Here is a 24,734-nt window from a genome sequence, read left to right on the forward strand (position 1 = left end):
CACGGCTACAGTGGGTCGTGTCCTTACCGTAGCAATAGTTCTGGGGTGTATCTACTGTCAGAAGTAACAGGTCGGATGGGTCAATTCGCCTTCAATACGGCGCATCTCGGGTGCTCATAGATGCACCTCAACCGCCAACGGCAAATGATCCGACAGGTGCGTCCAGGGCTTGCTCCCCAGTATTCGTGGCTCATGGCTGCTGGCATTACGCAGGTAAATCCGGTCCAGACGCAGTAGCGGAAACCGTGCCGGATAGGTTTTAGCCGGGCGGCCGTGGTGACGCTCGAAAGCTTCGTGCAGGTAGTCGCGGCGGGCGAGGGCGGCGTTGCCCTGGAGTTGCCAGTCGTTGAAGTCGCCGGCGATGATCACCGGGGCGCCATCGGGCAGGGATTCGAGCAGTTGGCAGAGTAGCTGCAACTGCAACTGACGATGGCTTTCGAGCAAGCTCAGGTGAACGCAGATCGCGTGGACTTCGGCATGCCCCGGCACGTCCAGCACGCAATGCAGCAATCCGCGGCGTTCGGGGCCGGTGATCGAAACGTCGAGGTTGCGGTACTCGCGGATCGGGTATTTCGACAGCAGCGCGTTGCCGTGGTGACCGTCCGGGTAAACCGCGTTGCGGCCGTAGGCGAAGTCGCTCCACATGCTGTCGGCGAGGAACTCGTATTGCGAGGTTTGTGGCCAGTCGTTGTAACGCGACGAGTGGCGCTCGTGCACGCCAATCACTTCTTGCAGGAACACCAGATCCGCCGAGGTACTGCGGACCGCCTCACGCAGTTCCGGAAGGATGAAGCGTCGGTTGAGTGCGGTAAAACCCTTGTGCGTGTTGACCGTCAACACTCTCAGTCGATGAATCGCCGGTGGCGTGTTCAAGGGGACCGATTCGACGGCCTGCGGCTTGGAATCGCTGGTCACGTTCACTCCTCTGAATCAGGGATGCCTATGTATGCGACTGATGTGGGGACGGGCAGTTCAGTTTGAGCGACGTCATTCTAATGTGGGAGCGGGCTTGCTCGCGAAAGCGGACTGTCAGTCGATAGAGATGTTGACTGACACACCGCTTCGCGAGCAAGCCCGCTCCCACATTGGGTCGGTGTTGGATCGAATATCCCATGATTCAGATGAACACAATTTCATAGGGCAAGCGCATACGCTCCAACAGCACCGGCGGCAGGAGCGGGGCGAGGCCGATGGCGGGTTCACCGTCGAGCTGGGTGGCGTAGGCGTGGGTGGCGTGGCTTTTACGCGCGACGGTCCAGGTGTCGAGGCGCACCTTGCGTGCACGGTCCCAAGGGATCAACCCTCGGTCGCGAGTCGGCCAGTGCCAGGCCCAGACCGGTACTTCGTTGAACCCTGCGCCTACCAGGGCGGCGGCCCTGGCGCTGGCTCGCCCGACGGTGTCGTGGTCGATGTTGCCGTCCTCGCACCACGTGCTGAACACCACATCGCCGGGGCGCAAATAGCGCACGATGAATTGGGTCAATTGCAGTTCGCGTTCGGCCAGGGCGTTGTCGGTGAAGCCGCCGCGAATCCACTTCAGGCTGTGCATCGGCAACCCGAGCCGACGCAAGGCTTCGACGCTTTCCTGCGGGCGAAACACGCTCAGGCGTTTCTCCGACCACTGTTGCGACCCCGGATGGCTGGCACTGCCGTCGGTGATCGAGATCAATTGCAGCGGATGCCCGAGACTGCTGAGCAACTGCAGCAGGCCGCCGCAGGTCACCACTTCATCGCCCGGGTGCGGGGCAATCACCACGGCGCGTGCGCCGCTCGGAACCAGGGTCTGGGTACTGATGACAGGGATGTTGTCGAGTTGCGGGGCGCTGTTCCAGATCTGTGCCGGGAGGCTGCTTTCACTGATGCTGAACGGTGTCATGGCTACGTCCTTGTTCTCATTGATAGCGTGTGCAGCGCTCCAAACCCTGGATTGCCGCGTGCAGAGTATTGCTCATGTACTGCTATTCGTCGCGTTGATGTTCCATCCGTTCCGTTTTTTTATCCGATCTGCGCCATGTCCCGCAAAAAATCACCAAAGCCACCCCGTGCCCGGCTGTCCAGTCGGGCACTGGTGAGCACCTGCGGGCGTTGACTCCAGGCGATCGTCGCGCCGCACCGTTCCAGTTGCCGCACCAGTTGCACGTCTTCATCACAGGCCAGAGGTTCGAAACCGCCGGCCCGCTGATACGCCTCGGCGCTGATACCCAGATTGGCACCGTGGATATGCCGGTGACCCTCGCGGGCCTGGTAATGCTGGTGATAGCGAATCTGTGCCGACTCATCAAAGGCAATGTTCCACTGATCGACCGTCACCGTGCCACACACCGCGTCGGTACCGAGGGCCAGTTGCGCCACCAGCCAGTCTTTGGCGACCCGGCTGTCGGCGTCGGAGCAGGAAATCCAGCGCACCCCGCGATCCAGCAGAAACCGTGCCCCCGCCGCGCGTGCCTGGCCGACGTTACGCGCCTCGATCGCCAGGCTGTGCACCGGGTATCGGTCGACGATCTCTGAAGAGCGGTCGGTGCAGCTGTCGAGCACCACCAGCACCAGCACCGTTTCGCCCTCCAGCCGTTCATGGCACGCGGCGCGCAAAGCGGCGCGAATGCATTCTTCGAGCAAATCTTCTTCGTTGTGCGCCGGGATCAAGATGCCGATCATCGCAAACCCTCCAGCGCCGCCACGGAGCGCGGTTCGCGGCTCCAGAGTTCCAAGAGGAAATCGGCTTCCTGATGCAGGACCAGGCGCGGCAAGGGTAAATGCTCATGGAGCAGGTCATGGACCTGTCGGGCGTTCAGCGGGCAGCCGTCGATGGCCGGGCGCCAATGGCAGGCCAGCAATTGGCCGTCGGCGGTCAGCGATTGTGCGGCGTGTTCGATCAGTTGCTTGAGGTCGTCGGCATCCAGGTAATAGCCGATCTCGCTGAGTACGATCAGGTCGAATTGCTCGTTCGGCCAATCCCCCGGCAAGCGGCTTTGGCGAACTTCGGCGTGGTCGAACAGGCTCAGGCGTGTGCGCGCCAACGCCACGGCGGCGGCTGCGGTGTCGCAACACAACAGGCGATCGCAGCGCGTGGCCAGTTCAGCGCTCAGCTCACCGTTGGCGCAACCCGGCTCGAAGATCGCGCGGTAGTGCGGCCGGGGCAGCGCGGCGAGGGTGATGGCGCGTTTGCGTTGTTCGTACCAGCGCTGACGAAACGCCCAGGGATCGTCGTTGCCGGCGAACAACCCGTCGAAATAGCGATCCTCGACACTCATACAAACACCACTTCAAAAGGTTGCAGCAAACGCTCCAGCACATAAGGGGCCAACACGGGCGGCAAGCCGATCTGCGGGTCGCCTTCCAACTGACTGGCAAAGGCCTGGAGCGCATGCCGCTTGCGCGCCACCTGTGTCGGAGTCAGGAGGATTTTGCGCGCGCGATGCCAAGGCACCCGGCAGTCTTCCGGTGTTGCCCAGTGCCAGGTCCACACGGGCAATTCATGCAGGGTGGCACCGACACGCTTCGCCGCTTCGGCACTGGCACGCCCCACGGCTTCGTGATCGCAATGGCCGTCTTCGCGCCACGTGGTGAAGACCACGTCACCGGGGCGCAAATGACTTTCGATGAATGCGCTGAGTTCGCTTTCCCGTGCTGCCACTTGACTGTCGGCAAAGCCGCCGCGTCGCCATTTCAACGTGTGCAGCGGCAGGCCGAGACGACGCAGGGCTTCGGCCGATTCTTGCGGGCGCACCGCGCTCAAGCGTTCCACCGGCCAGCGCTCGGAACCGGGATGGCTGGCACTGCCGTCGGTGACCGAGATCAGTTGCAACGGTCGCCCCGCCGCGGCCAGCAATTGCAGAAAGCCGCCGCAGCCCAACACTTCGTCATCGGGATGCGGAGCAACGATCACGGCGCGGGCGCCTTCGGGCACTAATGTGAGGATGTCGATCACCGGCAACTGCGCAAGATGGCTGGAGGTTTGCCACACCTGCAACGGCGTGCCCTGACCGACAATAGGATTGATTTTCATAACGTCCATGTTCCGTTGATGACTTTTTGGCCGAGGGCTGCAAGGTCCCGTTCGGCGTGACTTTGGCGCAGGAACACCGGCAGGTCGGCGATCAGCCGGGCGAACTGCCGATCCCTGCAATAGGGACCGGCGCCCAGGGCATGGCCGACGTGTTGGATGACCTGTTCGGCAGCGTGTTCAACCACCGCCCGAGCGCGACGGGCAAGGAGTTCGGCGTCGTCCAGAGGCGCGGCGTCGATGGCCCGTGCGCTGGCCCGCAACACCTCGGCAGCGCCATGCAACGCGCTGTCGACGGCGCCGAGGTGGGCGAGGGCGTGGGGTTCTTCACGTTGTGCGCAGTGACGGCGCAGGCGTTCGGCGATGCTGTGCGCGGCGCCGTACCAGCAGGCGGCAATGCCGATCCCGCCTTGCCAGAAGCCCGGGCGTTGCAAGTAATCGCCGGGGTTGCCAATCGCTTGCGCTTCGGCAGCGTCGAACAACACCTCGACGCTGCCGGTCGCGCCCATGCCCACGGCGTGCCAGCCTTGATCAGTGATCACCACGCCGGGCTGATCCAGTGCCACCGCAACCAGTTGCTGACGGTCCTGTTCATCCCATGCCGTGAGCAAGGCATGGCTCAACACCGCCGCCCCCGAACACCAGGCCTTGCGCCCGTTCAGCACAACCCGCTGGCCTTGCGCACTGACGCGCACGCGCGCCTGTGGCGGTTCGGCGGCCCACATGCCCCACGTGCTGGCGGGCATCGACGCGCCACCGAGTTGCTGGATAATCGCCAGCGCATCGGTGTGCCCTTCGTACAACTTGCACAACCCCAGGTCATGTCCACCGACCTCGGCCAGACGCTGAAAGCGCTCCAGCGTCTGGCCACTGCCGGGCAGCGGAAGCCGATCGAGACCGGCCGCCACCATCGCCCGCAAGCACCGGCCTAACGCCTGAGTGTCGGCGTCATCCGCGGGCTGATGCTGAAGAAAGCCCTGGAGGTCCATTTCACTCTTCTTCCTCATGCTGCAATTCGAACAGCAGCAGCGAACGGCCGGTGACCGAATATTCATGACCGAACTCGAAGCGTTCCTGACCGCGAATCGACGGTTGATTGGTGTCGATCATGCAGGTCCAGAACCCGCCATCCGGGACTTCCGGCAGCAGGAAATTGACGATGTCGTGGTGCGCGTTAACCACCAACAGCACGGTGGCGTCGGCGCCTTTACGGCGAATCCCGGTTTCCTGAGCGCGGCCATCGAGCAGCATGCCCAGGCAGCGGCCATGGGCTTCCTGCCATTGTTCAGTGGTCATTTCGCTGCCATCCGGCGCGAGCCAGGTGACGTCCTTGACCCCGATGTCCTCGTTGTAATTGCCCACCAGGAAGCGTCCGCGTCGCAGGATCGGGTAGGCCAGGCGCAGCTTGATCAGGCGTTTGACGAATTTGAGCAGGGCCTTGCCGTCGTCGCTCAGGTCCCAATTGACCCAACCGATGTCGCTGTCCTGGCAATAGGCATTGTTGTTGCCTTCCTGGGTGCGGGCGAACTCGTCGCCGGCCACCAGCATCGGCGTGCCCTGGGACAGCAGCAGCGTGGCGAAGAAGTTACGCATCTGGCGCTGGCGCAGCTCGTTGATCTCGGGATCATCGGTCGGGCCTTCGACGCCATGGTTCCAGGACAGGTTGTTGTTGCTGCCGTCCTGGTTGTTTTCGTCGTTGGCTTCGTTGTGCTTGTCGTTGTACGACACCAGGTCATTGAGGGTGAAACCGTCGTGGGCAGTGATGAAGTTCACCGAGGCGTAGGGTCTGCGACCCCGCTGGTTGAACATCTCGCCCGAGGCGGTCATGCGACTGGCGAAGTCTGCCAGTTGACCATCATCGCCTTTCCAGAACGCGCGCACGGTGTCGCGGTACTTGTCGTTCCACTCGACCCAGCCGGGCGGGAAACCACCGACCTGGTAACCGCCGGGACCACAATCCCACGGCTCGGCAATCATTTTCACCTGACGCAGCACCGGGTCCTGGCGGCAGGCCACGAGGAAACTGTGACGCTCATCGAAGCCGTCGTGATAACGCCCGAGAATCGTTGCCAGGTCGAAGCGGAAACCATCGACGTGCATTTCCGTGGCCCAGTAGCGCAAGGAGTCAGTGACCATCTGCAGCACGCACGGGTGACTCAAGTCCAGGGTGTTGCCGGTCCCGGAGTCGTTGATGTAGAAGCGCTTGTCGTCAGGCATCAAGCGGTAGTACGAGGCGTTGTCGATACCGCGCATCGACAGCGTCGGGCCTTGTTCGTTGCCCTCGGCGGTGTGGTTGTAGACCACGTCGAGGATCACTTCCAGATTGGCTTCGTGCAGGTGCGCGACCATTTCCTTGAACTCGGCGATCTTGCCGCTGGCCAGGTAGCGCGGGTCCGGGGCGAAGAACGCGATGCTGTTGTAGCCCCAGTAATTGGTCATGCCCTTGTGCAGCAGATGCTGGTCGTTGACGAACGCGTGGATCGGCAGCAGTTCCACGGTCGAGACGCCCAGCTTGCGGATGTGTTCGAGCACGTCATCGACCATCAACCCGGCGAAGGTGCCACGCACGTTCTCGGGGACGGAAGGGTGACGCATGCTGATGCCGCGCACGTGGGTTTCATAAATGATGGTCTTGTCCCACGGCACGCTGACCCGATGGTCGTGGCCCCAGGTGTGCGCCGGGTCGATCACTTTGCATTTGGGCACGAACGGCGCGCTGTCCCGCTCATCGAAACTGAGGTCGGCGTCGGGGTGGCCGATGGTGTAGCCGAACAGTGCCTCGGACCACTTCAACTTGCCGACCAATTGTTTGGCGTAGGGGTCGATCAGCAGTTTGTTGTGGTTGAAGCGATGACCGTTGGCCGGGTCGTACGGGCCGTACACGCGGTAACCGTAGATCAGCCCCGGATGCGCGTCGGGCAGGTAGCCGTGGTAAATCTCGTCGGTGTATTCCGGCAGCTCGATGCGTTCGAGTTCGACTTCGCCGGCATCATCGAAGATGCACAGTTCGACCTTGGTGGCGTTGGCGGAAAACAAAGCGAAGTTGACCCCCAGGCCATCCCAGGTCGCGCCCAGCGGGAAGGGCAAGCCTTCACGGATTCGCGAGGCCTCGGCTTGAGGTTCTGGCGCGGCTTTCTTTGGATTGGTCATAGATGCTCCTGCAAAAAGGGGTACGGGTGTCGCGTCGTTCTTACTGTAGGCGCCAGGCTTGCCGGCGAAGGCGTTTTGACGGGCGCATTCGCCGGCAAGCCTGGCTCCTACACGTTCAATAATTCAGGGCGAGCGAGTCCTCGGTGGCGAGAGGGCTCGCCACGCAGTGAATCAGGTCAAACAGGTGTAGCGTCAGACAGCAGGCGGTTTACGCGCTGCTCGAGGCTTTTTCTCGGCGGCTTTTTCGCCCGGCGGGATCACTTTTGAAGCCGCTGCAGGTTTGGCCTTGGCTTTGGTTTTGGGCTCGCCAGCCTTGCCGTTCGCGGTTTTGCTGACAGGCGCCTTGGTGGCGGCGGTTTTGCTGCCTGCCGCTTTTGCCGATTTGCTCGGCGCCAGGGCCTCAGCTTCTGCCAGCTTGCGCGCCATCTCCCAATGGCGAGCATCCTGGCCCTCGGGCTTTCCTTCCGACTCCCAGATCTGATAGGCAAATTCGCGGACGCGTTTATCGTCGGTACTCATCGCAATGCTCCTGAACTGAACTCAAGTGTTAGTCGTTTGGATAAAGAGATTGACCGGGAAATCCCCCAGCGCGGCACTGATCATCAGTTCCCTGTGATGTGTGACTGCGACGCTGGAAAAAAGTCCCTTTAGATTTTCGTCAGGGGCGGCGAACGGTATTTTGATCCGTGTATCGCCCCACTGCAGCGCGCCGATCCTGGGCTCGGCACTGTTTTCCAGCAGCTGTGCGCAACGTATCGGTACGATCACGATGGCCCGTTTCCCCTCATGTTCGCGAACAAACCCGAGCACGCGCTGTGCCTGGCTGCCGACCACTTCCAGCGCCTGATAAGTGCCTCGCCGAAACAGCTCGGCATGCTCGGCACGCAGGTTCAACGTGTGCGCAATCAAGGTTTGCTTGATACGCCCGTCACGCCAGTTCGCCAACAGATCGGGCAGGTCCAAAGGTCGCTGCATGGCCTGCTGGCGATTGGCGTAATCCACTGGCCGGCGGTTGTCCGGATCGACCAGCGTAAAGTCCCAGTAGTCGTTGCCCTGATAAAGATCAGGCACGCCCGGTACGGTCATACGCAGCAAAGTTTGCGCCAAACCGTTGAGCGCGCCGGGGATGGCGATGGTCCTGGCGGCCTTGCCGAGGGCGCTGCGCAACAGTTCACCTTCGGGGCTCAGCAATAGCTGTTGCAGGAAGCGCTGGACCGCGTGTTCGTAAGCGTCGTTGGGCGCGCTCCAGCTGCTTTGCAACTTGGCTTCGCGCAGGGCTTTTTGTTGCCACTGCCACACTCGTTGAGTGTAGTCCTCGAGCGCTGCTTGATCGTCACTGCGCAAGTCGAGTGGCCAGCTGCCGAGCAACGCTTGATAGAGGATCAACTCATCGCCCGCCGTGGGCATCTGGTCGTCGCTGCGCAGTGGCCGGGCGAGGGTCCGCCAGAGCGGCACCTGCTCGGCGAACCAGACGGCGCGCTCGCTCAACACCGCCAGGCGCGCGCGGGTGTCTTCGCCGCGTTTGTGATCGTGGGTGGCGGTGGCGAGCAAGTTGTCCGGGAATTGTTCGAGGCGATTACTGCACGCGGCATGGAAGTCGGCCACCGGGGCGCTGAACTGCTCGGTGCTGAAGCCGACATCATTGCGCGACAGCAACACCGCCGAGCGATAGAACGCGGTGTCTTCCACGGCCTTGGCCGCGGCCGGCGAGGTCAGTTGCTGAAAGCGTACGCAAGCGTGCTTGAGCATCTTGCGCGGGCGACCCACCGGCCGTTTGCGCCACGGCTCACCACCAAGCCAGCCGGCCAGGCAATCGAGTACCGGCCAATCTGCCTCGCTGAGCGTCTGACGGGCGCCGTCCATGGCTTGCTGGAAAAACACATCGTCTTCGGCGGAGCGGCCACGGGGGCTGATGTAGGTGCGGTACACCGGGAAATGCACGATCAGTTCCTGCAATGCCCGACGAATTGCGCCGAGGGTCAGGTCGCGGGTCATCAGGTCGTCCCGGGCCACTTGCAACAGGGCCTGGGCGACGCTTTCGAAATCCCCGGCGAGCGAGCCGTTGAGGATCTGCTGGCGCGCCAGTTGGGCTTCCTGACGGAAATCGGCGGGCCGTTCGCTGTAGCGGCTCCAGAGTTCGCCCAAGACCTGCGCGCCTTCGGGAGCGTGTTGCAGCAGCGACAATTGATTCATGAATTCGTAACCGGTGGTGCCGTCCACCGACCAGTCGCGGTGCAGGGTTTCGCCTTCGCCGAGGATCTTCTCGACGTAGATCGGCAAGTGCCGATCCGGTGACAGGCTATCGACCCGACGCCGCAGTTTGCGGCAATAACCCCGTGGGTCGGCGAGGCCGTCGATGTGATCGATACGCAGGCCGTCGACCAAACCTTCCGCCACCAGCTCGAAGATTTTTGCGTGGGTGGCTTCGAACACCGCCGGGCGTTCGACCCGTAGGCCGCCGAGTTCGTTAACGTCGAAAAAGCGCCGCCAGTTGATGTCGTCCGCTGCCGTGCGCCAGCTCGCCAAGCGATAGCTCTGGCGCTCAAGCAAGTTGTGCAAACGCTGAAAGCCTTCTGCGGTGAGCGAGTCGTACGCTTGCAGGTTGCGTTGGATGGCTTGAAGCGTCGCCGGATCGCCCGCCAGTTCACGCAGCTCCGCTTGCAGCGGCTTGGCCAGGCTGTGAGCGTCGGTCTGATAGCTCAACGCACTGAAACGGTCGGCCAGGAACTTGAGCTGCTCGGCCTGCTGCTCATTCAGTTCCTCGTCAGCCTTGAGCAGTTCGCCGTAGCTGCTTGGGCAGATCGGGAAATGATGGTCATAGTGCTCGACATAAAAAGCCCCGCGCCCGGCATCGAAACGCAAGGGCAGGGTGCCGTCTTGCAGGGCGACGCCGTAGTCGCTGCCGAGAAAGGGCAGCAGCAACTGACCTTCCATCAACGGATCGGGCGAGTGCCACTGGATATCGAAGAACTCGCCGTACGGGCTCAGGCGGCCCCATTCCAGCAGGTCCAGCCACCACGGATTGTCGCCACCGCCAACGGCCATGTGGTTGGAAACGATGTCGAGGATCAGCCCCATCTTTTGCTCGCGCAAGGCGCTGACCAAACGGCGCAACGCCGCTTCGCCGCCCAGTTCCGGGTTGACCGTGGTCGGGTCCACCACGTCGTAGCCGTGCATGGACCCGGCGCGGGCGCTCAGCAGTGGCGAGGCGTAGACATGGCTGATGCCGAGGCTGGCGAAATACGGCACCAGCGGCACCGCGTCGTCCAGCGTGAAGTCTTTATGAAACTGCAGCCGCAGGGTCGCCCGCAGCGGTTGGATTAGCGCCTGATTCATTGGTCACGCTCGGCCGCCTGGAGTCGCGCACAGGCCAGCAGCTCCAGGCGCCGGGCGGCGTCCGGGTCATCGAGCAAGGCTTCGCTGTTGCCGTTCAGGCGTCGCGACCAGTTGGGATGGGTGTCGATGGTGCCGGGCAGGTTGGCCTGCTGTTCGATACCCAGGGCATCTTCCAGCGGCAGCAACACCAGTGGCGCGCGGGTATGCCCGAGGAAACGGATCGCGGCGTCAAGCACCTGATCGGTTTCATGGGACTCTTCGCGGAAGTTTTGCGGGTCCTCGGTTAACACCCGGCGCAGGCCTTCGCGTTCCCGTTCACGGTGATGGCGCCATTCGATTTCGCCCGTGGCGTCGACCAGGCCGAGTCGCGAATTCCAGTCGATATCGTGGCCATGCCACCAACCGTTGAGGGTGGGCAAGTCGTGGGTGCTGGTGGTCGCCAGGGCGTTGTCCGGCCAGTCGAGAATCGGCTTGAAGTGTGCGTTGTCCTGTTCGAACAGCAAGACGCGCATGCCGAGGATCGAGCGGGCGATGAGTTTTTCCCGCAGGCCATCGGCCACGGTGCCCAGGTCTTCGCCGAGGACGATGGCCTGATGACGGTGGGATTCGAGGGTCAGCAAACGCAGCAGGTCGTCCACCGGATAATAGAGGTAGGCACCGTCGGCCGGTGACGCGCCGTTGGGGATCACCCACAGCCGCTGCAGGCCCATGACATGGTCGATGCGCAGGCCACCGGCGTGGGCGAAATTGGCCCGGAGCATTTCAATGAAGGCGCGGAAACCGTGACGCACCAGACCTTCCGGAGAGAACGCGGAAATGCCCCAGCCCTGACCGGTGCGGTTGAGGATGTCCGGCGGCGCACCCACGGTCAGCGAGGCGAGCAATTCGTCCTGGCGGCTCCAGGCCTGGCTGCCGCCGCCGTCGGCGCCCACCGCCAGGTCGGCGATCAGCCCAATGTGCATGCCGCTGCTGCGGGCGGCGGTTTGCGCGCGCTCCAGACAGCGGGTGATCAGCCATTGGCAGAAGGCGAAGAAGCCAATGCGTCCGGCGTTTTCTTCGGCGAACTCGGCCAGCGCGGCGCTGCGTGGGTCGCGCCATTGCTCGGGCCATTCGCGCCAGTCGAGGCTTTCACCCTTGGCGGCGCGGGCTTCCTGGATCGCTTCGAAGCGACAGTGGTTTTCCAGGGCTTCGCCCGCGGCGTGGCGGTAGCTGCTGAAGTCGGCATGCAACGGATGCTCACCCTGGACAAACCCTTCGTACAACGCCTGCAACAGGCGATGTTTGGCCTCGGCAGCGGCGGGCCAGTCGATCAGCGGCAGTTCTTCCAGGTGTTTCAATTCAACGGCCAGGCCAGTCGCATCAATCGCGGTGCGCATCGCGCGTTCGCCAAGAATGGCGCCCGGCGCGGCGTAAAGACTGTTGAGGAACAAGCGGCTGGACGGCGAATAAGGGCTGTAACGCTGGGTGTCGCTGGCAAACATGGCATGCAGCGGACTGATCGCCAGCGCCTCGGCACCGCGCTCGCCGGCCACCCGGGCGAGATCTTCGAGCGCCTGGGTATCGCCGAAACCGCCATCGCCGGGACGGCGCAGCGAGTACATCTGCACGCTCAGGCCCCAGGTCCGCGGGATCGGGCTGTCGACAGCATCGCCAACGCTGTAGCAGCGAGTCGGGGCGACGGCCAGCGTGAATTCCTGGCCATCGATGCTGACGTGCTGATAACCGACCGGGATCAACCCGGGAAGCGTCGCTTGGGCGTCCAGTTTCAGGTTGAGCCGCGAGCCATCTTCGAGGTGGATTTCGCAGGGCGTTTCGGGCTCAAAAAAATGCGCCAGTTTGAGACCGACACCGAAGTCTGCGGTCAACAGCGGCGGCAGGTGCCGGGTCTCTTGCACCTGTTGCAGCTCTTGCAGGCTGGCGTCGATTTCCTGGGCGCTGCCGGCCGGGTGGCCGAGGCCGGTCAGCACGGCGCGTAACACCGATGGAGCGACTTTTTGTGGGCGGCCATTGGCGTCGATCCAGTCGACGGCCAGGCCCGCTCGGGTGGCCAGTGTTTCCAGTTGCGCATCGCTCATTGGCGCTCTCCATCCGGGGGTAGCAAAGGGGCTGCGGCCTTGAGGCTGACTAGCGCGCAATACGGGGCAAGCGTGCCCTGTTCCAACAGGCCGGCTGACTGTGGCGGGGTTTCGAACAACAGCAACGCGTCGGCCTGTGGGGTGTGGACCACAGGCGTGTCGCTGAGGTTCAGGTCAATGCGCAGTTGACTGCCATCGCCCAGCAGCCAGCGCGCCGACACTGCGCCCTCAGCCAGCACGTCGGCCCCCAACGCCTGGGCGCCGGGCAAGCGCGGAATAATCTGCCGATGACGGATGTTCAGCAGTTGGTGATACAGCCCTTGCATCGCCGTTTGCCGGGTGGCGGTCAGCTTGGGCCGTGACGCTTCAAAGGTTTGTGGCGCGTTCGGATCGGGAATCTGTTCACGCTTGTGCGGATCAGCAAACGCGCTGAAGGCTGCAAACTCGTTTCGCCGTCCTTCGCGCACAAGTTCCGCCAATTCACCATGGTGACTGGTGAAAAACAGGAAGGGCTCTTCGGCGGCAAACTCGTCGCCCATGAACATCAGCGGAATCATCGGCGACAGCAGCAACAGCGCGGTCGCGGCGTTTAACGCGGCGGGGTTGGCCAGTTGGTGCAGGCGCTCGCCAAACGCCCGATTGCCGATCTGATCGTGGTTTTGCAGAAACAGCACGAAGGCGCTGGGCGGCAGGTGGCCGCTCGGCTCGCCACGGGCTTCGCCATGGCGGTTGATGTGGCCCTGAAACACGAAGCCCTGGCTCAGGCACCGAGCCAGTTGTTCGGTGGGGTTGTCGGCATAGTCGGCGTAATAGGCGTCGGTCTCGCCGGTCAGCAGCACGTGCAAGGCGTTATGGCCGTCGTCGTTCCACTGCGCGTCGAAACCTTCTTCCAACAGGCTGGCCTGGTTGTGCTCGTTCTCGACGTTGAGCCACACATGCCGCGCCGGGTCGGTCTGCTGGCGAACCCGTTGTGCCAGTTCCTGGAGAAAGTCCGGGGATTCGATGGCGTGCACCGCGTCCAGGCGCAAGCCGTCGAAGCGGTACTCCAGCAACCACATCAGCGCGTTTTCGATAAAGAAGTCGCGCACCTCGCGCCGGCGAAAGTCGATGGCCGCACCCCACGGGGTGTGCTTGTCTTCGCGGAAGAAACCCTTGGCGTAGCGATGCAGGTAATTGCCGTCCGGGCCGAAGTGGTTGTAGACCACGTCGAGAATCACCGCCAGGCCGTGGCCGTGGGCGGTGTCGATCAGGTGCTTGAGTTGCTCGGGAGTGCCGTAGGAGGCTTGGGGCGCGTAAGGCAGCACCCCGTCGTAACCCCAATTGCGATCACCGGGAAACTGCGCCAGCGGCATCAGTTCGATCGCGGTAACGCCCAGCTCGACGAGGCGTGCCAGGTGCTGCTCGACGGCACTGAAGCCGCCGAGTACGCCGACATGCAATTCGTAGATCACCGCCTCGTTCCACGGCCGACCCAGCCAGGTGCTGTGTTGCCACGGGTAGGCGAGGGGATCGACCACTACGCTGTGCTGATCGAGATCACCGGCCTGCGCGCGGGAGGCCGGGTCGGGCACCTCCAGCTCGCCGTCGATGTTATAGCGGTAACGCGTGCCTGCGGGGCAGCGGGTGTTGATCACGAACCAGCCATCAGCCTGAGGCAGCAGTGGCAAGGATTGTCCATTGTCCAGTTCGACACTGACGAAAAACGCATCTGGCGCCCACAAAGCAAAACGCGTGTGCTCTGCGTCCAGCATGATTGCGCCGTGGGGCCAGGTCTCAAGGGTCCGTAACGGCATCGATGAAAACCTCTTGTTATTTATGGCCCGATTTACCCAGGGCTTTAGTCACGAGTTGTTCGTAGAGTTCGGCGTAGGGTTCGACCGCCTTGCACCAGTTGAACGGTGCCGCCATGGCGCGGCAGCGCATGGCATTGAGCAGGTCGGGGTAGGCAAATACCTTGAACGCGCGGCTCAGGGCTTCTTGATAACTTTCTGCCGTGGATTCGTCGAACAGGAAACCGGTCACGCCGTTTTCAATGGTGTCGGCCAGGCCGCCGGTGTTGCGCGCCACCGGCAACGAACCGAAGCGTTGGGCATACATCTGGCTCAGGCCGCAAGGCTCATAACGCGAAGGCATCAGCAGGAAATCGCTGCCGGCAAACATGCGCCGGGCGTCGGTTTCGTTGAAGCCGATGCGCACGCCGATCTGGCCAGGGAAGCGCAGGGCCAGCTCACGCATGGCTTGTTCTTCTTCCGGTTCGCCACGACCGATGATCGCGATCTGGCCACCCGATTTGACGATGTATTCGGAGACGGCTTCGGTCAGGTCCAGGCCTTTTTGATAGACCAGGCGTGACACCACGGCAAACAGCGGCCCCTCGGAATCGTCCAGGCCGAACAGGTTGCGCACGTGGGCCGCATTGACCGCTTTGCCTTCCCAGTCGCCGATGCTGAACGGGCAGAACAGGTGTGGATCGGTGGCCGCGTCCCAGCTTTCATCAATGCCATTGGGAATACCACTGAGCAGGCCTTGCTGGGTCTTGGCGGCGAGAAAACCGTCGAGGCCGCAGCCGAAGGCCGGGGTGGTGATTTCCTGGGCGTAGGTCGCGCTGACCGTGGTGATGTGGCTCGAATAGGCCATGCCGGCCTTGAGGAACGACATCTTGCCGTAGAACTCCATGCCTTCCTGTTGCAGGGCGTGCATCGGAATACCCAGTTCCGGGCAAGAGCCCAGGCTGGTTACGCCTTGATAGGCCAGGTTATGGATGGTGAACAGCGTCGCGGTGCGCTGACCACGCCAGTGCATATAGGCAGGTGCCAGACCGGCAGGCCAGTCGTGGGCATGCACCAGATCCGGGCACCAGTGGATTTGCGCGAGGTTGGCGGCGATATCGGCAGCCGCCAGGCCCAGGCGGGCGAAACGAATGTGGTTGTCCGGCCAGTCGCGACCGTTGTTAGCGCCGTAGGGCGAACCTTCGCGCTCGTAGAGTTCGGGGCAGATCAACACGTAAATGACCAGACCGTCGGGCATGTCCATGCGCCCGATCTTGCAGGGCGGCAACGCTGCATGACCGCCGAGCTCACCAATAATATGAATCGGGTTTTCGCTGTGCAGCACTTGCGGGTAACCGGGAATCAACACGCGCACATCGTGCAAATGCGCCATCGCCCGGGGCAGCGCCGCGGAGACGTCGCCCAAACCACCGGTCTTCACCAGATCGGCGATTTCCGAGGTCACGAACAATACTTTCTTGCGGTTGGGGTTCTGACTTTTAACCGGTGCCAGCGTCTTGGTGCCAGGGACGCTAATCGATTGGGCGCTTGGAGCACTCACGGCGCTCGATTCGCCGACCTGCTGATGAGCACGTTCTCCCTGAATATCTAAAGCCGTACTGATCATATGAATCTCCCGTGTTGTTGATCTAATTCTTAGGTCTGGCAAACGGTGTTCCGTGGCCAATTCCTGTGGCCGGGCGCAAACGCGCTACGCATCGGTGAGCAAGCGCTGCCCAATGCGCTGAAGCAGTGTGGGTGGAGTAGCCATTGCAAAGATTGCACCAGTCGCAACGCACCTTCCCTTTAGGTGACCTTTCTCGACTGGCAAACGTTCCGACTATTTTTCCACTTTGTGACCGACTGGTTTCGACTCGCGAAAATCAGTCTAGGCCAGAAGTTAGAGCGGGGAAGGCCAAATGGCAAAATTGTTCGACAATCGGTTTATAGCGGTACGGACGTACCGATTGGAGGGGGAAACGCACCGACGAAGTGCAGGTTTTTTTGGCTTTTGGCCTCAAAAAGTCGTTGGGCCGTCATATAAATGTGCGAAGCACCGTAACACTCGCGCACTGTTGTGGTGCGCGATTGGTAAGTCCCGCTTTTGGCCGAACCGCTGCCTTACGGCTGGCTGTGCGGCCTTGTTATAGTTCGGGCCTCATTTTTGCCCGGTAAAGGATCACTACCATGTCTCATTACACCGCGTTCACCGTCGAACTGGCCGACAAAATCGCCCATGTGCAGATCAATCGCCCAGAAAAGATCAACGCCATGAACGCTGCGTTCTGGAACGAAATCATCGAGATTTTCCAGTGGGTCGATGACACCGACGAAGTCCGGGTGGTGGTCCTCAGTGGTGCGGGCAAACACTTTTCTTCCGGCATCGACCTGATGATGCTGGCGGGAGTGGCCAATGAACTGGGCAAGGACGTGGGGCGCAACGCGCGCCTGCTGCGTCGCAAGATCCTCGCGCTTCAGGCGTCTTTCAACGCCGTCGACAATTGCCGCAAGCCGGTATTGGCGGCGATTCAGGGTTATTGCCTGGGCGGCGCCATCGATTTGATCTCGGCGTGCGACATGCGCTATGCCGCCGAAGACGCACAATTCTCGATCAAGGAAATCGATATCGGCATGGCGGCCGACGTCGGCACCTTGCAACGCTTGCCGCGGATCATCGGTGACGGCATGCTGCGTGAACTGGCTTACACTGGTCGCACCTTCGGCGCCGAAGAAGCGCGTGGCATGGGCCTGGTCAATCGCGTTTACAGCGACACCGCCAGCCTGCTCGACGGCGTCATGGGCATTGCCCGCGAAATCGCCAGCAAGTCGCCGATTGCCGTCACCGGCACCAAAGAGATGATCAGTTACATGCGTGACCATCGCATCGACGACGGCCTCGAATACGTCGCCACCTGGAACGCCGCCATGCTGCAATCCACCGATTTGCGCGTGGCCATCGCTGCCCATATGAGCAAACAGAAACCCGAATTTCTGGATTGAATTAAACATGACTTCACGCTGGACCACTGCAGTACTGGATACCGACCAACCCGGCGGCTGGGCCGTGGCACGCAGCCCCGAAGGTTTCCTGTTTGATGACAATGGCGCGCTGTTCCCGCGCGAATGGCTCAAGCGCCAGGACCTGTCGGTCATTTCCGAACATGGCATCGGTCATCTGGATGGCGAACCTGTGTATCTGCTGGAACTGCGCAGCCACAGCGACGTGCCGGGCTGCAACTGGAAAGGCCTGCGCGCGTTCATGCTTGAAGGCGATCACACGGTTTACAAAGTGCTGGGGTATGCCGCGCAGATCGGTACCTGGGCGCGCGAGCACCGCTTTTGCGGCAATTGCGGGCAAGCGACCCACCAGGTTCCGCGTGAGCGGGCGATGTACTGCGAACCGTGCGATTTGCGTTATTACCCGCGCATCTCGCCGAGCATGATTGTGCTGATTACTCGCGGCGATGAGGTCTTGCTGGCGCGTTCACCGCGTTTTGTCACCGGGGTGTACAGCACGCTGGCGGGTTTCGCCGAGCCGGGCGAGTCGGCTGAGCAATGCCTGATTCGCGAGGTCCGCGAAGAGGTGCAGATCGAGGTCAAGAACATCCAGTACCTGGGCAGCCAGTGCTGGCCGTTCCCGCACTCGATGATGCTCGGTTTTCATGCCGAATACGCCGGTGGCGAGATTGTCTGTCAGGAAGACGAGATCGAAGACGCCCAGTGGTTCAACGTGCACGAACTGCCGCCGTTGCCGGCGTCAAAATCGATTGCCCGTTACCTGATCGACGTCTACGTGGCGCGGCGCTTAGGCCACGCTGAACCAGTGTTGCCAGGCTAACCGCACGGTCAAGCCCAGCACCACGGTGATGAACACCGGACGAATGAACTTCGCACCACCGCTGATGGCGGTGCGTGCGCCGAAGAAGGCGCCGACCATCACCGACAGGCCCATGCTCAGGCCGATGATCCAGTCCACTTGCCCGGAAAACACGAACACCGACAGCGCCGCAATGTTGCTGACGAAGTTCATGCTGCGCGCCACGCCGCTGGCCTTGACCAGGTCGATGGGGTACATCAGCAGGCTGCTGACGGTCCAGAACGCGCCCGTGCCGGGGCCGGCCACGCCGTCATAAAAACCGAGGCTGAAGCCTTGGGTCGATTGCCACTTTTTCATGATCGGTGCGTCGCTGTCCAGCGGCGCTTTCGGCGTGCCGCCGAACAACAGGTAGACGCCGCAGGCGAAAACGATCACCGGGAGCATTTTGTTCAGCCACTCCGCCGGCAGGTAATGCGCGACCACGGCACCGGTCAGTGCACCGACCAGGGTGCCGACGATGGCGTGTACCCATTGCCTGGGGTGGAACAACTTGCGCCGGTAGAAGGTGAAACTGGCGGTGGCCGAGCCGAAGGTCGAACTGAGTTTGTTGGTGCCCAACACCAGGTGCGGTGGCAGGCCGGCGGTCAACAGCGCCGGGGTGGTCAACAGACCGCCACCGCCGGCGATGGCGTCGATGAAACCGGCAATGAAAGCGACAAAGGCCAGAATGGCCAGGGTGGTGAGGTCAACGCTGAGTTCGAAAGGCATGGAATCGGCTTATTCGGCGGGGTGCAGGAAAGGGCTGCGGGGAAGGGCCGATATCTTACCTATATCCAACATCTGCGGCGACTGGTCTGGCACCTTCGCGGGCAAGCCTCGCTCCTACAGGTTATGCGCTGCTTCTGTAGGAGCGAGGCTTGCCCGCGAAGACTGACTTGCAGGCGCTACATCACTTTCGCTCAGGCCCATTGCCGATCTGCCATACAAACGGCGGCTCAGTCCCGTTGATCACCCAGTCACCGACAATCCGTGCCTTGTAAATCAGCGGATTATGCGAAGACACCGTCCGCGCATTACGCCAATGCCGATCCAGCGACTTGCCTTCGCGAATGTCCGAAGCCCCTAGTGCATTGAACAACTCGGTCGTTGCCCGCTGGATCAATTCCGACACCACCACCTGAGCCTTCGCCGATTCAATTTCTGCCGCGACGTTAGCCGCTCGCTCCAACCCTTCATCCCCCGAAAACCGTGCCAGATACGCCCGTTGCGCCGGTTGTGCGGCTTTCAAGGCGCTGGCCTCGGCCGCATACACCAGCGCGGCAATGTCACCGACCACTTGCTGCACTTGCGCGTCCTGGCGGACATGCTGCGCATTACCATGGCTGTAGATGCGTTTGCGTTCGCGCACCTGATGCGCCACATCGCTCAAGGCCGCACGGCCGATCCCGGCCAGGGTCGCCAGCAGTACCAACTGATAAAACGCCGTCTGGTACTTGAAGCGGGTAGCGAAGTCGATGACGTTCTCGGCTTCCACCTCGGCATCGGTAAACCGCGAGGTGCCGCTGCCGGTGGTGCGCTGGCCGAAACCGTCCCAGTCGTCGCTTTGCACGATGCCGGGCTGGCGGGTGCGGACGGCGGCAATCACGTCGCCGCCGGTATCGCTGCGCTGGGCATAGACGTCGATCCAGTCGGAAAACAGGCTGCCGGTGCTATAGAACTTCTCACCGTTGAGCCGCCACTGATCGCCGTGTGGCGAGACTTTGGTGATGACATCGCCAATCGCCACGCTGCCAATCTCGGTCCAGGCGTTGCCGACGAGGTCACCGTCGACGAAGCGTTTGAACCACAGATCCCGAGCCGGCCCCGGTGGCGAGTTTAAGCGATCCTCGGTGAAGGCGAAATGCCCGCGCAAGGCTTGAGGCACATTGGAATCGGCTTCGGCCAGCTCGATCAGCAGCTCAAACAGCTGTGGCAGCGAGGCACCGCCACCGCCGTATTCAAGCGGCACCCGCACGGCGCCAAAACCGGCCTCCTTGAGCCAGCGGATCGGCTCGAACGGCAAGCTGCGGGTTTGCTCGCGTTCAACCGCACCGGCAGCGATGCGCTGGAAGATCGGCCGGAACCTGCCGGCCAATGTTTCGTAGTCAGTACCAATGGACAGCGGGTTGATTACCTGGTGTTCGGTCATGGGACAGTTCCTTGGATCGGCAGTGAGTGCCAAGGGGGATTGCACGGTCCATGCCGGAGACGGCAGACAGGATTTACGGGGGCGTCTGGATGTCGAAGTGGCTTGAACTGTTGCTGCACCAACAGCACAGCAGCAAATTGCTTCAGACACGCACGAATAAAATGTGGGAGCGGGCTTGCTCGCGAAAGCGGTTTCACATTCAACCTGTTTATTGGCTGGCACACCGCGTTCGCGAGCAAGCCCGCTCCCACAGGGTTCTCAGTCGGTTTCAAATACTCGTGTCACACGCCCGTTTCAGCGCTGGCACGGTTGCTGCTCTTGTCCCAAGACTTCCCATACGTCCAGAGGACACGCCTATGAGTCAGCAAGCCGTCAAATTTGCCTACTGGGTACCGAACGTCAGCGGCGGGCTGGTGGTCAGCAAGATCGAGCAACGCACCCACTGGGGCATCGACTACAACCGCACACTGGCGCAACTGGCCGAAGCGGCGGGTTTTGAATACGCCCTGACGCAGATCCGCTTCACCGCCGGTTACGGTGCCGAATACCAGCATGAATCGGTCGCCTTCAGCCATGCGCTGCTGGCCGCGACCACCACACTGAAAGTGATCGCCGCGATCCTGCCGGGCCCGTGGCAACCGGCGCTGGCAGCCAAGCAACTGGCGACCATCGACCAACTGACTAACGGCCGGGTGGCCGTGAACATCGTCAGCGGCTGGTTCAAGGGTGAGTTCCAGGCCATCGGCGAACACTGGCTTGAGCACGACGAGCGCTATCGCCGCTCCGAAGAATTCATTCGTTCATTGAAGGGCATCTGGTCTCAGGACAACTTTACCTTTCGCGGTGACTTCTACCGCTTCGACAACTACAGCCTCAAACCGAAACCGCTGGGCCAGCCGGAAATCTTCCAGGGCGGCAGTTCCCGCGCGGCCCGGGACATGGCCTCGCGGGTCTCGGACTGGTACTTCACCAACGGCAACACCCCGGAAGGCATCAAGGCCCAGGTCGATGACATCCGCGCCAAGGCTGCCTTGAACAATCATTCGGTGAAGGTCGGCGTGAACGCGTTTGTCATCGCCCGCGACACCGAAGAAGAGGCCCGCGCAGTGCTGGCGCAGATCATCGATCAGGCCGACCCGGAGGCGGTGAATGCGTTTGGCGATGCGGCGAAGCAGGCGGGCAGGGCGTCGCCTGAAGGCGAGGGCAATTGGGCGAAGTCGACGTTCGAGGATTTGGTGCAGTACAACGACGGCTTCAAGACCAACCTGATCGGCACGCCGCAGCAGATTGCCGAAAGAATTGTCGCACTCAAAGCGGTGGGCGTGGATTTGGTGCTGGCGGGGTTTCTGCACTTTCAGGAAGAGGTGGAATACTTTGGCAAGCGGGTGTTGCCGTTGGTGCGTGAGCTGGAAGCCAAGGCTGGTTTGAAGCCGCAAGCTGCGGTCGCCTGACCACCACAAAAAACTGTGGGAGCGGGCTTGCTCGCGAATGCGGCTTAACATTCAACATCCATGTTGCCTGTCCCACCGCTTTCGCGAGCAAGCCCGCTCCCACATTTGATCTATGTGAATTTACAGGCCCAGGTCGGACAGGCCCGGATGATCATCCGGCCGACGACCCAGCGGCCAGTGGAACTTGCGCTCGCTTTCCTTGATCGGCATGTCGTTGATGCAGGCAAACCGGTTGGCCATCAAACCGTTCTCGTCAAATTCCCAGTTCTCGTTACCGTAGGAACGGAACCAGTTGCCCGAATCGTCGTGCCATTCATAGGCATAACGCACGGCGATGCGGTTACCGGTGAACGCCCACAGTTCCTTGATCAACCGGTAGTCCAGCTCTTTCGCCCATTTGCGGGTCAGGAAACCTTTGGCTTCTTCGCGGTTGTAGGCGAATTCCGCGCGGTTACGCCATTTGGTGTCCAGGGTGTAGGCCAGCGACACCCGTTCCGGATCGCGTGAATTCCAGCCGTCTTCGGCCAGGCGAACTTTCTCGATGGCCGACTCACGGGTAAACGGCGGCAATGGCGGACGAACTTCAGCGTTAGACATGTACAGTCTCCTTATCAAATTAAAGTTCAAGCACGTTGTCGGGCTTGGTCAAGTTATTACAGGTCCAATAACTTTCGCGCCATGCATTGCGCATTATCGGCAGCACTGTGATCACCCATGACAAGCGCCACGGTGATGGCCCCGTCGATCAGGATCAGCAGCTGTTTGGCCAGCGTCTCCGGGTCTTCAGCGCCATGTTCGGTACAGAGCTCGTGCAGGTAGTCGAGCAGCTTCTGTTTATGTTCTTTGGCCACCAGGCGAACCGGGTCTTGCGGGTCGCCGGTTTCGCCGCTGGTGTTAATGAATGCGCAGCCACGGAAGCCTTCGGAGGCGAACCAGGCCTTGAGCACGGTAAACAGGTTGAGCAGCCGGTCAGCCGGGGTTTCGGCCTGGTCGACGGCACTTCTGTACCAGTGCATCCAGCGCACATCGCGACGTTGCAGGGCCGCGACGGTAAGCTCCTCCTTGTTGTTGAAGTAGCGGTAGATACTCTTTCTGGAGACGCCGGCGGTCTTCACCAGAAGATCCATGCCAGTGGCCGCGATGCCACTTTTGTAGATCAACTTTTCGGTGACATCCAGAATGATGTCGCGTGTGTCGTTGCTTGTGATTTCGTTCATGCGGCCTACAGTAGAACGGTCGTTCTCCTTGGTCAAGTAGATATTTATAGTGCCTGTGAAATTGCCTTCGCGGGCAAGCCTCGCTCCTACAGATGCATGCATAACCTGTAGGAGCGAGGCTTGCCCGCGAAGAGGCCAGAACGGACAGCCACAAGACCCAAGCCAATCCATGGTGTAAGCTCTCGGGTTCTTCGGATTCGACCCATTGCGAGCCCTATGCCGTCGCTTTTCAAACGCCCTCTGCTGCCTAAACTGCGCAGTTTTCCGCTGACCGCCGATGCCGTCACCATCCTTTCCGGCGCCGCCGAGTTTCGCCGTTGCCTGCTGGAAAAAATCGCCAGCGCAACCCGGCGCATCTACATCGTTGCGCTCTATCTGCAACAGGATGAGGCCGGCCAGGAAATTCTCGATGCCTTGCACGCGGCCAAACTGGCACGTCCTGAACTGGATGTGGTGGTAATCGTTGACTGGTTGCGTGCCCAGCGCGGCTTGATCGGCGCCGGCAAGCAGCCGGGCAATTCGGCCTGGTATCAGGAAATGACCCGCACACATGCCAGCGAAGTGCCGGTGTACGGCGTTCCGGTGCAGACTCGCGAATTGTTCGGCGTGTTGCATCTCAAAGGCTTTGTGATCGATGACTGCGTGATCTACAGCGGCGCGAGCCTGAACAACGTCTATCTGCACAAGTTCGACAAGTACCGCTATGACCGTTATCACCTGCTGCAGAACCAGGCACTGGCCGATTCGATGCATCACCTGGTCAAGCACGGCCTGATCACCTCCAAGGCGGTGCATCGCCTCGACCTGCCGAACCCGCCGACCACCCGCAGCCTGCGCAACGACATTGGCGACCTGCGTAGCCGCCTCAAGTACGCGGCCTACGACACCACGATGGGCACCACGGACAAGAGTGGTCTGTCGGTCAGCCCGTTAATCGGCGTGTGCAAGAACAACCCGTTGAGCCGGGTGATTGGCGAACTGATCGGCAGTGCCCAGCATCAACTGACGATCTGCACCCCGTACTTCAACCTGCCGCTGGCGGTGACCCGGGAAATCAACCGGGCGCTGGCGCGAGGCGTGAAGATCGACATCATCGTCGGCGACAAGACCGCCAACGACTTCTACATTCCACCCAGCGAGCCGTTCAAGGTGATCGCCGCGCTGCCGTATCTCTATGAGATCAGCTTGCGACGCTTTGCCAAGCGTCATCATCGCAGCATCGAAAGCGGGCAGTTGAACCTGCACCTGTGGAAAGACGGCGACAATACCTATCACCTCAAAGGCATGTGGATCGATCAGCGCTACACCTTGCTGACCGGCAACAACCTCAATCCGCGGGCCTTTCGTCTCGACCTGGAAAACGCCTTGCTGCTCGACGACCCCAAAGGCGAACTGCTGGAACCGCGCCGGACCGAACTGGCGCAGATTTTCCAGCACACTAGCCGCATCGAGCGTTATCAGGACCTGGAAACGCTCCTGGATTATCCGGCGGCGGTGGCCAAGTTTCTTCGACGCGTCAGTCGGGTGCGGATCGAACGTTTGCTCTATCGGATTTTGTAAACGTATACGGGGTAGGGGCCCGAGAGAGCCAGGCACAGGGGTCATTAGCGGCAGAGCGTAATTTTATAGTTCCTTTCAGGTGTGCGTTTTAGGCTGACGCCATGCACTCATGTAAAAGGAATTTGAAAAGATGGTCACGTCATCTGCCGCTGCAAGCACCACCTCTTT

General features: G+C 61.5%; 20 protein-coding genes. 4 read left to right on the top strand and 16 right to left on the bottom strand.

What is annotated here, in order from left to right:
* Positions 1-114: 114 nt before the first annotated feature.
* From ACIPL2_RS01130 to glgA, 12 genes are all read right to left on the bottom strand, one after another.
* Positions 115-915, bottom strand: a complete 801-nt coding sequence (locus tag ACIPL2_RS01130) for an endonuclease/exonuclease/phosphatase family protein (RefSeq protein WP_401352129.1) — start codon at positions 913-915, stop codon at positions 115-117.
* A gap of 202 nt (positions 916-1,117) precedes the next feature.
* A complete protein-coding gene (locus ACIPL2_RS01135) occupies positions 1,118-1,876 on the bottom strand; it encodes a PIG-L deacetylase family protein (RefSeq protein WP_401352131.1) in 759 nt (252 codons plus the stop codon).
* 119 nt (positions 1,877-1,995) lie between these two features.
* Positions 1,996-2,655 carry a glycosyltransferase gene (locus ACIPL2_RS01140; protein WP_401352134.1) on the bottom strand — a complete coding sequence of 220 codons (660 nt, stop codon included), beginning with the start codon at positions 2,653-2,655 and terminating at the stop codon, positions 1,996-1,998.
* The gene (locus ACIPL2_RS01145) at positions 2,652-3,251 is read right to left on the bottom strand and encodes an SAM-dependent methyltransferase (protein WP_401352137.1); all 600 of its coding nucleotides are present in this window, start codon (positions 3,249-3,251) and stop codon (positions 2,652-2,654) included. The genes ACIPL2_RS01140 and ACIPL2_RS01145 overlap by 4 nt, the downstream gene beginning before the upstream one ends.
* Positions 3,248-4,006, bottom strand: coding sequence for a PIG-L deacetylase family protein (locus ACIPL2_RS01150; protein WP_401352139.1), 759 nt, complete (start codon positions 4,004-4,006; stop codon positions 3,248-3,250). Before ACIPL2_RS01150 ends, ACIPL2_RS01145 begins: the two co-directional genes overlap by 4 nt.
* On the bottom strand, positions 4,003-4,992 hold the full coding sequence (locus ACIPL2_RS01155) for an acyl-CoA dehydrogenase family protein (protein WP_401353324.1): 990 nt from the start codon (positions 4,990-4,992) through the stop codon (positions 4,003-4,005). Before ACIPL2_RS01155 ends, ACIPL2_RS01150 begins: the two co-directional genes overlap by 4 nt.
* Position 4,993: 1 nt before the next feature.
* Positions 4,994-7,153 carry a glycogen debranching protein GlgX gene (gene glgX / locus ACIPL2_RS01160; RefSeq protein ID WP_401352141.1) on the bottom strand — a complete coding sequence of 720 codons (2,160 nt, stop codon included), beginning with the start codon at positions 7,151-7,153 and terminating at the stop codon, positions 4,994-4,996.
* A gap of 192 nt (positions 7,154-7,345) precedes the next feature.
* Positions 7,346-7,672: a DUF2934 domain-containing protein gene (locus ACIPL2_RS01165; RefSeq protein WP_401352144.1), complete on the bottom strand. Its 327-nt coding sequence runs from the start codon at positions 7,670-7,672 to the stop codon at positions 7,346-7,348.
* 21 nt (positions 7,673-7,693) lie between these two features.
* The gene (locus ACIPL2_RS01170) at positions 7,694-10,489 is read right to left on the bottom strand and encodes a malto-oligosyltrehalose synthase (RefSeq protein ID WP_401352147.1); all 2,796 of its coding nucleotides are present in this window, start codon (positions 10,487-10,489) and stop codon (positions 7,694-7,696) included.
* Entirely contained in the window at positions 10,486-12,564 is a 2,079-nt protein-coding gene (gene malQ, locus ACIPL2_RS01175; protein WP_401352149.1) for a 4-alpha-glucanotransferase, read from the bottom strand. Before malQ ends, ACIPL2_RS01170 begins: the two co-directional genes overlap by 4 nt.
* The gene (gene treZ, locus ACIPL2_RS01180; RefSeq protein WP_401352152.1) at positions 12,561-14,357 is read right to left on the bottom strand and encodes a malto-oligosyltrehalose trehalohydrolase; all 1,797 of its coding nucleotides are present in this window, start codon (positions 14,355-14,357) and stop codon (positions 12,561-12,563) included. Before treZ ends, malQ begins: the two co-directional genes overlap by 4 nt.
* 16 nt (positions 14,358-14,373) lie before the next feature.
* Complete coding sequence (gene glgA, locus ACIPL2_RS01185; RefSeq protein WP_401352155.1) at positions 14,374-15,960, bottom strand: glycogen synthase GlgA; 1,587 nt, start codon at positions 15,958-15,960, stop codon at positions 14,374-14,376.
* Positions 15,961-16,520: 560 nt separating this feature from the next.
* Between glgA and ACIPL2_RS01190 the strand changes: the two genes are divergently transcribed.
* Together ACIPL2_RS01190 and nudC are read left to right on the top strand one after the other, a co-directional pair.
* Complete coding sequence (locus tag ACIPL2_RS01190; protein WP_401352158.1) at positions 16,521-17,333, top strand: crotonase/enoyl-CoA hydratase family protein; 813 nt, start codon at positions 16,521-16,523, stop codon at positions 17,331-17,333.
* 7 nt (positions 17,334-17,340) lie between these two features.
* A complete protein-coding gene (nudC, locus tag ACIPL2_RS01195; protein ID WP_401352161.1) occupies positions 17,341-18,171 on the top strand; it encodes an NAD(+) diphosphatase in 831 nt (276 codons plus the stop codon).
* Here the strand turns inward: nudC and ACIPL2_RS01200 are convergent.
* Positions 18,139-18,918, bottom strand: coding sequence for a TSUP family transporter (locus tag ACIPL2_RS01200; RefSeq protein WP_401352164.1), 780 nt, complete (start codon positions 18,916-18,918; stop codon positions 18,139-18,141). The genes nudC and ACIPL2_RS01200 overlap by 33 nt on opposite strands.
* A 181-nt stretch (positions 18,919-19,099) precedes the next feature.
* A complete protein-coding gene (locus ACIPL2_RS01205; RefSeq protein WP_401352166.1) occupies positions 19,100-20,338 on the bottom strand; it encodes an acyl-CoA dehydrogenase family protein in 1,239 nt (412 codons plus the stop codon).
* Between the two features lie 356 nt (positions 20,339-20,694).
* Between ACIPL2_RS01205 and sfnG the strand changes: the two genes are divergently transcribed.
* Positions 20,695-21,789, top strand: coding sequence for a dimethylsulfone monooxygenase SfnG (gene sfnG / locus ACIPL2_RS01210; protein WP_401352169.1), 1,095 nt, complete (start codon positions 20,695-20,697; stop codon positions 21,787-21,789).
* A 120-nt stretch (positions 21,790-21,909) separates the two neighbouring features.
* Here sfnG and ACIPL2_RS01215 read toward each other — a convergent pair whose 3' ends face one another.
* Positions 21,910-22,386 (bottom strand): DUF1348 family protein, encoded by a 477-nt coding sequence (locus ACIPL2_RS01215; protein ID WP_401352171.1) that lies wholly within the window; start codon positions 22,384-22,386, stop codon positions 21,910-21,912.
* Positions 22,387-22,442: 56 nt separating this feature from the next.
* Positions 22,443-23,006 carry a TetR/AcrR family transcriptional regulator gene (locus tag ACIPL2_RS01220; protein WP_401352174.1) on the bottom strand — a complete coding sequence of 188 codons (564 nt, stop codon included), beginning with the start codon at positions 23,004-23,006 and terminating at the stop codon, positions 22,443-22,445.
* Between the two features lie 216 nt (positions 23,007-23,222).
* Between ACIPL2_RS01220 and pssA the strand changes: the two genes are divergently transcribed.
* Positions 23,223-24,566, top strand: coding sequence for a CDP-diacylglycerol--serine O-phosphatidyltransferase (pssA, locus tag ACIPL2_RS01225; protein ID WP_401352176.1), 1,344 nt, complete (start codon positions 23,223-23,225; stop codon positions 24,564-24,566).
* Positions 24,567-24,734 lie beyond the last annotated feature (168 nt).

Source organism: Pseudomonas sp. NPDC086251, from assembly GCF_044746405.1.
Classification (GTDB): Bacteria; Pseudomonadota; Gammaproteobacteria; order Pseudomonadales; family Pseudomonadaceae; genus Aquipseudomonas.

Bases quoted from the DNA above. Each gene is read 5' to 3' on its own strand.
- ACIPL2_RS01135 (WP_401352131.1), bottom strand. From the start codon at position 1,876: ATGACACCGTTCAGCATCAGTGAAAGCAGCCTCCCGGCACAGATCTGG.
- ACIPL2_RS01140 (WP_401352134.1), bottom strand. From the start codon at position 2,655: ATGATCGGCATCTTGATCCCGGCGCACAACGAAGAAGATTTGCTCGAA.
- ACIPL2_RS01145 (WP_401352137.1), bottom strand. From the start codon at position 3,251: ATGAGTGTCGAGGATCGCTATTTCGACGGGTTGTTCGCCGGCAACGAC.
- ACIPL2_RS01150 (WP_401352139.1), bottom strand. From the start codon at position 4,006: ATGAAAATCAATCCTATTGTCGGTCAGGGCACGCCGTTGCAGGTGTGG.
- ACIPL2_RS01155 (WP_401353324.1), bottom strand. From the start codon at position 4,992: ATGGACCTCCAGGGCTTTCTTCAGCATCAGCCCGCGGATGACGCCGAC.
- glgX (WP_401352141.1), bottom strand. From the start codon at position 7,153: ATGACCAATCCAAAGAAAGCCGCGCCAGAACCTCAAGCCGAGGCCTCG.
- ACIPL2_RS01165 (WP_401352144.1), bottom strand. From the start codon at position 7,672: ATGAGTACCGACGATAAACGCGTCCGCGAATTTGCCTATCAGATCTGG.
- ACIPL2_RS01170 (WP_401352147.1), bottom strand. From the start codon at position 10,489: ATGAATCAGGCGCTAATCCAACCGCTGCGGGCGACCCTGCGGCTGCAG.
- malQ (WP_401352149.1), bottom strand. From the start codon at position 12,564: ATGAGCGATGCGCAACTGGAAACACTGGCCACCCGAGCGGGCCTGGCC.
- treZ (WP_401352152.1), bottom strand. From the start codon at position 14,357: ATGCCGTTACGGACCCTTGAGACCTGGCCCCACGGCGCAATCATGCTG.
- glgA (WP_401352155.1), bottom strand. From the start codon at position 15,960: ATGATCAGTACGGCTTTAGATATTCAGGGAGAACGTGCTCATCAGCAG.
- ACIPL2_RS01190 (WP_401352158.1), top strand. From the start codon at position 16,521: ATGTCTCATTACACCGCGTTCACCGTCGAACTGGCCGACAAAATCGCC.
- nudC (WP_401352161.1), top strand. From the start codon at position 17,341: ATGACTTCACGCTGGACCACTGCAGTACTGGATACCGACCAACCCGGC.
- ACIPL2_RS01200 (WP_401352164.1), bottom strand. From the start codon at position 18,918: ATGCCTTTCGAACTCAGCGTTGACCTCACCACCCTGGCCATTCTGGCC.
- ACIPL2_RS01205 (WP_401352166.1), bottom strand. From the start codon at position 20,338: ATGACCGAACACCAGGTAATCAACCCGCTGTCCATTGGTACTGACTAC.
- sfnG (WP_401352169.1), top strand. From the start codon at position 20,695: ATGAGTCAGCAAGCCGTCAAATTTGCCTACTGGGTACCGAACGTCAGC.
- ACIPL2_RS01215 (WP_401352171.1), bottom strand. From the start codon at position 22,386: ATGTCTAACGCTGAAGTTCGTCCGCCATTGCCGCCGTTTACCCGTGAG.
- ACIPL2_RS01220 (WP_401352174.1), bottom strand. From the start codon at position 23,006: ATGAACGAAATCACAAGCAACGACACACGCGACATCATTCTGGATGTC.
- pssA (WP_401352176.1), top strand. From the start codon at position 23,223: ATGCCGTCGCTTTTCAAACGCCCTCTGCTGCCTAAACTGCGCAGTTTT.